The following is an 8,462-nucleotide window of genomic DNA, read 5'->3' as shown; positions in this document are numbered from 1 at the left end:
GGACTCGGCAACATGGCTGAGTTCACGGCCAGCAATCAGAAGGGAAAGCCTGGTTACGAGGGCTATCTTAACGACCGCGTTGTCCCCATTTCGTCGCTGCTGAAGGATGCAGGCTACAATACTTACATGGCCGGGAAGTGGCACATGGGCGAGGAGCCCAGGCACTGGCCGGCCGCTCGCGGATTCACGCGCGATCTTGCTCTGATACCGGGTGGAGGCAGCCATCTTGACGACATGTGGGGAGCGAAGGGCGAGAGGCAGCTTTATACCCGGAATGGAAAGGTCATCCAGGAGCTTCGTCCCGGGTTTCATTCAAGTGAAGACTATACGGCAGCAATTATCGACAACATCGAAGAGAATCGTGGGAATGGGAAGCCGTTTTTCGCCTATGTGGCGCTACAAGCTCCCCATGATCCTTTCCAGCTGCCTGCTGAATGGCTCGACAAATACAAAGGTCGCTACGATCAAGGTTATGACGTTACCCGCGCCACTCGTCTGGAGCGAATGAAGAAGCTCGGCATCGTTGATCCGAAGGCTGCCTCGTTTCCTCGGCTCGCGAACGTTCCTGCTTGGGCGGATCTTTCCGATGAGGCACGACGGCAGTCGGCACGTCAAATGGAACTCTACGCAGCCATGGTCGAGCACATGGATGCAAACATCGGGAAGCTCATTGAGTATTTCAAAGCAAAGAATCTCTATGACAATACGCTGATAATCTTCCTGTCTGACAACGGACCCGAGGGAACCATGTGGAACATGGCGGCGCCCTGGGACAACAGCAAGATTGAGAACTGGGGCAAAAAGGGGACGTTCATACAATATGGCGCTGCTTGGGCGCAGGTCAGCGCAGGTCCCTTCCGCCTGTTCAAGGGATATCTTTCGGAAGGAGGCATTCGTGCTCCGCTTGTCGTCTCCGGACGCGGCGTCAATGGAAGCGGCCGGATTTCCAATGCGGTCGCACACGTCATGGACATTCCGGCGACGATCCTGAATGCAGCAGGCGTGTCCCATCCCGGAAGTTATGAGGGGCGGGAGGTGGCTCCGCTGCAGGGGAAATCCCTGTCTTCGGTTCTGAACGGTTCTCGTGCTTCCGTTCGCGGTCCATCGGACTGGTTGGGCTGGGAGCTGTTCGGCAATCGAGCGATCCGACAGGACAACTGGAAATTGCTTTGGCTCTGCGAGCCGCACGGACCCGGCAAATGGCAGCTGTACGATTTGAAGGCTGATCCGGGGGAGATGAATGATCTTGCATCTGCGCGGCCGAAAGTCAGGGAGCAGTTGATCCGACACTGGGTCAAGTATGCGGAAGCGAACAATGTAATTTTGCCAGATAGCTCGCCGGTCTGTGCGAAGGGGAAGTGAGCGCTGGCGAAATGACCTACACCTACAACATCCTTGGTTTGAAGCGACTTGCGGCGGTGGATCGGCAAGGGCGGTATGGGCACGCTGTTGTCATCGGCAAGAATGTCGCCATAGGCCGGATCGAGCGGACCCAGTGCTGGGGGGATAAGAAGTGGAAGGTCGCAAGGCGGTGGTGTTGAAGAGGGGTCTGTCCGATTGAGAAGACTTGCGGCGCATAAGTGACGGGATTTGCGCCGCGCCTTCATCGCGCCGCGAATTACCAGGCTATTGAAAAGGCAAAAATGCGATGAAACCAGTTAGAGTAGCGGTCTCTGCACTTTTCTTCATGGCGCTTTCGGCATTTGCTGCAAATGCACAGCAGTACAAGATGCAAACGCCGGTGCCCCCGGGCGTGGCTATTCCCGACAAGGTGGAAACGCGCCTTGGGACCCTGAATTTCTTCGGCGGTTTTCCCGACGCGGCGACCGTCGAAAAGCTGTATGACAATCTCGACTTCCAGCGCGCCGTCCAGGCCTATCTGCTGGCGCTGCCGGTGGTAAACCAGGTCGCCAACCGCGACAACATTCTGAAAATCGGCCCCGCGAACACGACCGTGCCGATCTGGGAGACGTTGGTCGACTCTCGCACCACTGAGCTCACTGCCAACAACAACACGCCCTACACCTGGTTTTGGCTGGACCTCCATGACGGACCCATCGTCGTCGAAGCCCCTCCCAAGGTGCTCGGGTTGGCCGATGACATGTGGTATAATTGGAATGGTGACATCGGCCTCACAGGTCCGGATCGAGGGAAGGGCGGGAAATACCTTTTCTTGCCGCCCGGCTACAAGGGTGAGGTGCCGAAAGGTTACTTCATCATTCGTCCGAACTCGTTCAGCGTCTGGACAGCCTGGCGCAGCTTCCTGGTCAATGGTGATCCGAAGCCGGGTGTAGATGCCGTCAAGAAATTCACGAAGATCTACCCGATCAAGCAGGCGGCCAATCCGCCGAAACTGAATTTCGTCAATATGTCCGGCAAGCCGTTTAACATGGTCGGGCCGGCAGACTATCGGTTCTGGGAACTCCTCAACAAAGTCGTGCAGGACGAACCGACTGACAGCGTCGACCCCACGACTCTCGGCTTCTGGGCATCAATTGGAATTGCGAAGGGCAAGCCGTTTGCGCCCGACGACCGCATGAAGAAGATACTGACCGAAGCCGCCATTGTCGGTGACGCTACCGCACGCGCCACAATGTACAAATGGCGCGGGCCCGACGGCTATTATTATCCTGACAGCAAGAGTAATTGGCGGCTTGGTTTCATCGGTGGCTACAAGTTTGAGGAGAAAGGCGCCCGTCAGTTGAACGGTTACTCGGGCTTTTTCTTCTATGCAACCGGGGTAACGCCGGCGATGGATTCAAAAGCCGTCGGCGAAGGCTCGCAATACATGGCAGCCTTCGTCGACTCGAAGGGCGATGCGCTTGACGGCGGAAAGTCGTACAAGCTGCATTTGCCGCCGAATATTCCGATCAAGAATTTCTGGTCGGTCATCCTCTACGACAATCAGACACGCTCGATGATCCAGACTGACCAGCAATTCCCGACAGTCGGTAGTCAGACCGAAGGCCTCAAGGTGAACGCCGACAGTTCGGTAGACGTCTTCTTCGGCCCAAAGGCTCCCACGGGACAGGAAAAGAACTGGGTGCAGACGGTACCTGGTACGAGCTGGAACACCCTGTTGCGCCTCTATGGTCCGACACAGCCCTGGTTCGACAAGACCTGGCGGCCCGGGGAAATTGAACTTCAGCAGTAGCTTTCTTTCGCGATGCCGACGAGACTAACCGAGACTACTGGACAGCTGAAAGGTGAGGACCATGAAAAACAGCATTCTGACCGGGCCCCGGCTGACCGGTGCTCTCGCTATCACCGCGCTCGCTTTGCTTTCGCCGCAAACGGCGCACGCCGACGAAAGCGGCATTTCGTTCTGGCTGCCGGGGCTGTACGGCAGCCTCGCCGCTACGCCGACCACACCGGGCTGGTCGATCGCTGCCATCTACTACCATGCCAGCGTGGGCGCATCGGGTGCGGCGGCCGCGTCGCGGGAATTCCAGATCGGACGATTTTCACCGAACGTCAACATCGATCTGAACGTCGCCTTGCGCGGCCAGGCCGATCTGATGCTGATCGCGCCGACCTATACATTCGCGACGCCGGTGCTCGGCGGCCAGTTGTCCGCGACGCTCGCCAGCGTCTACGGCCGAAATTCCGCGAGCCTCGCCGGCATGCTGACGACGGCGGTGGGACCGATCGTGACCACGCGCAACGGTTTCCTCGAGGACGCGCTCGTCTCCTACGGCGACCTCTATCCGACCCTGAAGCTGAAATGGAACAGCGGCGTCCACAACTATATGGTTTACGGCACGGGCGCCGTTCCAGTCGGTGACTACCAAGCGGGCCGGCTCTCCAACATCGGCCTCGGCCACGGCGCCATCGACTTCGGCGGCGGCTACACCTATCTGAACCCCACGACCGGCACGGAATTCTCGGGTGTCGGCGGCTTCACCTACAATTTCAAGAACCCCGATACCCAGTATCAAAGCGGCATCGATTTCCATTTCGACTGGGGCGTGTCGAAGTTCCTGTCGAAGCAGGTCTTCGTCGGTTTCGTCGGCTACGCCTACCAGCAGATCACCGACGACTTCGGACAGCCGGCCGCTCTCGGCGGCTTCCGCTCCCGCGTTCTCGGCATTGGCCCGCAGATCGGACATATTTTTGCGATCGGAGCCAACCATGCGTTTCTCGGCCTGAAGGGATATGGCGAGTTCGACGCCGCCAACCGGGCATCCGGCTGGAACACCTGGCTGACATTCTCGATCTCGGAGGCTGTGCCCGCCAGCACGGTGACGCCGACCAAGCATCTGGTGCGGAAGTAAGCCTTCCGAATTGGCGCCAGTCACGCATCGACCTGGCGCTGATCCAGGTTGCGGTTTTCAAGAGTTTACTATCGGCGAGGCAAGGAGGTTCGCAGTGAAGCGTTTTCCGGCAGCTTTTTTCATCTTGACCTTGATGCTTGCGCCATCAATGGCTGCTGACGATGTGCCATTTGCTACACCCCCATTTCCCTCCGAACCCGCTGTGGCGACGCTTGCCAACATTATGACAAACATTCAGCTGCGCCATATCAAGTTGTGGTACATTGGAAAGGCAAAGAACTGGGATTTGCTCAACTATGAAGCTCAGAAGCTCGAAAAGGATTTCTATGTAGCGAGTGGATTTTACCGGAGTCTTCCAATCGATAACATCACGCTCGTAGCCCAGCCTCTGAGACGCTTGATGGAAGCGGCGAACAAAAAAGACCACTCACTCTACGTCAAGGCATTCGATGAACTGACCGCCGGATGCAACAGTTGCCACGAGGCGGGTCGAGTTGGGTACATTCGCATCCAGGTACCCAAGTCGTCTCCGTTTAGTAATCAGAACTTTGAACGCTGAATTGGCGCGGTCGCGATCTATGCCAGCAGGCATTTCTGGGTCATGAGCGATCTTGAAAAGGCGGGATCTTGAAATCTTCCCTGTGATTTGCCCTTCGTGTTCAAATGTCTTCGCGCGCCGAGCATCCCCGCCGGCGACCCCGTATCTGTGCATGGGGTTGTTTTCGATATTTTGGTGTTGAGCCGCCCCGGCCCCGCGGCCCTGGCCTCTAATCGACCGGAACGCCATCCGGTCCGCGGGTGACCAGCCGGGCCTTGGCCGCCTGCGCCTTGATGTGGGCGCTTGGCGCCACCACGTCGGTGGCCAGCCCGATCCGTTCCAGGAATCGGATGGTCAGCCAGGTATTGTCCATTTCCCACCAGCGGTGGCCATGGCGCGCCGAGCGGGGGTCGGCGTGGTGGTTGTTGTGCCAGCCTTCGCCGTTGGAGATCATGCCGACCACGAAATTGTTGCGGCTGTCCTCGTCGGTCTCGTAGCTGCGGTAGCCCCACAGATGGGTCACCGAGTTCACCGCCCAGGTGATGTGCCAGACCAGCACGGTGCGGACGAAGACGCCGAACATCAGGATGCTGAGTCCGGTCTGCGCGGCGGCCCCGGGCGATTGGCCCATCAGCCACGCCACGGCAAAACCGGCGGCGAAGAACAGCGGCATCTGGATCAGGTTGATCCAGACCAGCCAACCATGGCGCTCGAGCGCGACATAGAACGGATCGCGCAGGATGTCCTTGGCATAGCGCTCGTAGATGCCGAGCCGCGACAATTCGGGTTGATGCACCAGGATCCAGCCGACATGGGCCCACAGGAAGCTGGCCAGCGGGCTGTGCGGATCCGGCTGCTCGTCGGCGAATTGATGATGGCGGCGGTGGATCGCGACCCAGCGCGCCGGCGTTTCCTGCAGGCAGGACATCGCCACCACCACCATCGAATGCTCCAGCCATTTCGGACATTTCAGGCCGCGATGGGTGAGTAGCCGGTGGTAGCAGAGGTTGATGCCGAACAGCCCGCACAGATGGGTCAGGAGCATGGCAAGGATCAGACCGCTCCAGGAGAACCAGCCGGGCATGAAGGCCAGCAGCGCCAGGGCATGGTAGCCGGCGATCACGATGATGTAGGGCCAGTTGAGCTGGAACGGCCGCACGCCCGCGGGCAGCGACAGCCGGCCCTTGGCGGGAGCGGCACGATCCGCGGGGGCCAGAATCGCAGGCTTTGAGATCTCAGGCTTGGAGGCGGGGATTTCAACTGAAGTCATGGCGGAGGCGGTCCCATCTTTGCGCGAGACCCAGCCGGGCCGAACAGCCAGTTGCAGATATGGGGTGCGAATCATGGCACCGCTGCAAACCTTTGACCGAATTTGTTTATTTTTCCAAGTTGGCAGGCCGGGTTCCAATGGAGCGGGATCGGCCGCGGGCATCCCGATTTGCCGGCCGGATTGACATTCGACCGTTGCATGGCTTAGAAACCGGCCGTCCCGGGCGGTATGACCGCTGGCGGGAAAAATCTCATTTTGCCACTTTCGGCCTGTCGAAACACGGCCTTTCAAAGCATCAGGATTGTCCCATGAAGGTCCGTAACTCGCTGAAATCGCTGCGTGGACGCCACCGCAACAACCGTCTGGTCCGCCGCAAGGGCCGGGTCTATGTGATCAACAAGGTTCAGCGCCGTTTCAAGGCGCGCCAGGGCTGATCCAGGGTTGATTCCGACCGAGTCGAGGCTCGCGCCGGCTTCCGGCCTTCGCCAAGAACCAGCTCATCACGGGTCTTTGACGACTTGCTGCTTTGCAAGCGCGTTTTGCTGCGTCTAGACTTCGGCCATGGCAATCAGATTCCCCGGGCCGCGCCGCCACCTCGCAATGCTGGCCGCCGTAGCGATCGCCGCCGTATGGGCGGTTCCTGCGTCGGCGCAGGATCCGAGGTCAGCGCCGCCTCGCAGCCAGAAGAAGCTGCCAGAGCCGCCGAGCAAGCTGCCGAAGGTCGGCGCCGACAAGACGCGCGGACTGGATTTCCTGTTCGGCGCGCTGAAGGCGGCGCCCGATGAGGCCAGCGCCAAGCATGTCGAGGCCCGGATCTGGGCGATGTGGCTGCAGACGCCGAGTGATACCGCAGCCCTCCTGATGGTGCGCGCCAAGGCGGCGATGGACGCCAAGCAGGTGGACGTGGCGCTGAAGCTGCTCGATGCAGTGGTCAAGCTGCGTCCCGATTATGTCGAGGGCTGGAACCGGCGCGCGACGCTGTATTATCTCAAGAACGATTACGCCCACTCGCTGCAGGATATCGAGCAGGTGCTGGCGCGTGAGCCCCGCCATTTCGGCGCGCTGGCCGGGCTCGGCATGATCATGCAGGATCTCGGCGACGAAAAGCGCGCGCTCGACGCCTTCCGCAAGGCGCTCGCGGTCAATCCGCATCTGGAAAAGGTGCCGGAAATGGTCAAGACCCTGACCGAAAAAGTCGAAGGCCGCGACATCTGATCAGTGCAGAACGTTGCTGCCGTGTGGTGCCAGCCCGCCTCGGCTCGCCGCCGCGTAGGCCTTCGCCAGTTCGGCCTCCAGTTGCTCGTTGACCAGCAGCAGGGCTTTCAGCGCGCCGCGGATGTCGCCATTGCAGGTCGCCACGATGCGGTCGATGGCAGCTTCGTTGGCCTCGAAAGACATTGAATACCCTCCATTTACACCGCGACAACGCGAGGGGGCGGACAGGCGTTCCTGTGGATAGGGTGGACAGCGCGGCCGGCCGCAAGCGCGGCGCCCCCGCCTCGCAGTGTAGCGAAAGCGCCCGGCAGCACTATATGAAGGGTCATGTGACGCATGCATGAATTTGCCCCGCCAAAGTTCCCCTGCTTGAGAAAATCTGTGATCATCTTTCTGGCTCTGTTGATCGCCCCGATCACGATTTCGGCGGTGAAATACCTGCTGGGCGACCGCTCGGTCGATTGGCAGATCGCCGATCGCTCCAGCGCCGGCCTGTTGCCTTCTCCGCGGGAACACCCCGAGGCAGTGGTTCGCGTCTATGCCGCGCGGACGGTTCGCTGGCGTGGAATCTTCGCGGTCCACAGCTGGATCGTGGTCAAGGAGCGCGGTGCATCGCGCTACACCCGCTATGATTATACGGCTTGGGGCGAGCCGATCCGCATCAACGGGTTTGCCGCCGACGGACGCTGGTTCGGCGGCACGCCGGAGGCCGTCGCCGCCGCGGACGGCGAAACCGCCGAGCGCATGATCCCGAAAATCCGCGCCGCGGTCGAACGGTATGAACTCAGGTCCTATGGCGACTATCGCGCCTGGCCGGGACCGAACTCCAATACCTTCGTCACCGCCGTGATGGCGGCGGTGCCGGAACTGCAGGCCACGTTGCCGCCGACCGCCATCGGCAAGGACTTTCCCTATAATGGCGACATGTTTGGACCGACCGCTTCCGGGACCGGCGTCCGCTTCACGCTGGGCGGTTATCTCGGGCTGGCCGTCGGCTGGATCGAAGGGATCGAAGTCAATTTTTTCGGCGCGGTGTTCGGCATCGACCTGCGTCGGCCGGCCGTGAAACTGCCCGGACTGGGGCGTGTGGGTTTCAGCGTCTGACCGATTCGGGCTACGCTTGAAACCCGTATGCCGCGCAAGCGTAGCTCACTGGTGCACAAGA

At 60.1% G+C, this 8,462-nt stretch carries 9 protein-coding genes; 7 read left to right on the top strand and 2 right to left on the bottom strand.

What is annotated here, in order from left to right; genetic code table 11:
* The 4 genes from Q8R73_RS20585 to Q8R73_RS20570 form a co-directional block, all read left to right on the top strand.
* Positions 1-1,362, top strand: a 1,362-nt coding sequence (locus tag Q8R73_RS20585) for an arylsulfatase (RefSeq protein WP_305721386.1), incomplete at its 5' end; no start/stop codon positions are given.
* Between the two features lie 286 nt (positions 1,363-1,648).
* Complete coding sequence (locus tag Q8R73_RS20580; RefSeq protein ID WP_305721385.1) at positions 1,649-3,154, top strand: DUF1254 domain-containing protein; 1,506 nt, start codon at positions 1,649-1,651, stop codon at positions 3,152-3,154.
* Positions 3,155-3,215: 61 nt separating this feature from the next.
* A complete protein-coding gene (locus tag Q8R73_RS20575; protein ID WP_305721384.1) occupies positions 3,216-4,274 on the top strand; it encodes a transporter in 1,059 nt (352 codons plus the stop codon).
* A gap of 94 nt (positions 4,275-4,368) precedes the next feature.
* The gene (locus Q8R73_RS20570) at positions 4,369-4,833 is read left to right on the top strand and encodes a hypothetical protein (RefSeq protein WP_305721383.1); all 465 of its coding nucleotides are present in this window, start codon (positions 4,369-4,371) and stop codon (positions 4,831-4,833) included.
* Positions 4,834-5,041: 208 nt separating this feature from the next.
* Here Q8R73_RS20570 and Q8R73_RS20565 read toward each other — a convergent pair whose 3' ends face one another.
* A complete protein-coding gene (locus Q8R73_RS20565; protein WP_305721382.1) occupies positions 5,042-6,082 on the bottom strand; it encodes a fatty acid desaturase in 1,041 nt (346 codons plus the stop codon).
* Between the two features lie 308 nt (positions 6,083-6,390).
* Between Q8R73_RS20565 and ykgO the strand changes: the two genes are divergently transcribed.
* Positions 6,391-6,516 (top strand): type B 50S ribosomal protein L36, encoded by a 126-nt coding sequence (gene ykgO, locus Q8R73_RS20560; RefSeq protein ID WP_002718645.1) that lies wholly within the window; start codon positions 6,391-6,393, stop codon positions 6,514-6,516.
* A 127-nt stretch (positions 6,517-6,643) separates the two neighbouring features.
* Entirely contained in the window at positions 6,644-7,297 is a 654-nt protein-coding gene (locus tag Q8R73_RS20555; RefSeq protein WP_305721381.1) for a tetratricopeptide repeat protein, read from the top strand.
* Here the strand turns inward: Q8R73_RS20555 and Q8R73_RS20550 are convergent, their stop codons facing one another.
* On the bottom strand, positions 7,298-7,480 hold the full coding sequence (locus Q8R73_RS20550) for a hypothetical protein (RefSeq protein WP_305721380.1): 183 nt from the start codon (positions 7,478-7,480) through the stop codon (positions 7,298-7,300). It abuts the gene before it with no gap.
* Positions 7,481-7,633: 153 nt separating this feature from the next.
* On the opposite strand from Q8R73_RS20550, the gene Q8R73_RS20545 reads away from it, so the two are divergent.
* On the top strand, positions 7,634-8,401 hold the full coding sequence (locus tag Q8R73_RS20545) for a DUF3750 domain-containing protein (RefSeq protein ID WP_305721379.1): 768 nt from the start codon (positions 7,634-7,636) through the stop codon (positions 8,399-8,401).
* Positions 8,402-8,462: the final 61 nt, after the last annotated feature.

Origin of the sequence: Bradyrhizobium sp., from assembly GCF_030697065.1 — a bacterium.
Lineage (GTDB): Bacteria > Pseudomonadota > Alphaproteobacteria > Rhizobiales > Xanthobacteraceae > Bradyrhizobium.
The sequence above is the reverse complement of the archived record's forward strand: the minus strand, read 5'-3'. Positions and strand labels throughout refer to the sequence as shown.

Excerpts from the sequence above, each read along its gene's own strand:
- Q8R73_RS20565 (WP_305721382.1), bottom strand. The coding sequence starts at position 6,082 with ATGACTTCAGTTGAAATCCCCGCCTCCAAGCCTGAGATCTCAAAGCCT.
- Q8R73_RS20555 (WP_305721381.1), top strand. The coding sequence starts at position 6,644 with ATGGCAATCAGATTCCCCGGGCCGCGCCGCCACCTCGCAATGCTGGCC.
- Q8R73_RS20575 (WP_305721384.1), top strand. The coding sequence starts at position 3,216 with ATGAAAAACAGCATTCTGACCGGGCCCCGGCTGACCGGTGCTCTCGCT.
- ykgO (WP_002718645.1), top strand. The coding sequence starts at position 6,391 with ATGAAGGTCCGTAACTCGCTGAAATCGCTGCGTGGACGCCACCGCAAC.
- Q8R73_RS20580 (WP_305721385.1), top strand. The coding sequence starts at position 1,649 with ATGAAACCAGTTAGAGTAGCGGTCTCTGCACTTTTCTTCATGGCGCTT.
- Q8R73_RS20550 (WP_305721380.1), bottom strand. The coding sequence starts at position 7,480 with ATGTCTTTCGAGGCCAACGAAGCTGCCATCGACCGCATCGTGGCGACC.
- Q8R73_RS20545 (WP_305721379.1), top strand. The coding sequence starts at position 7,634 with ATGCATGAATTTGCCCCGCCAAAGTTCCCCTGCTTGAGAAAATCTGTG.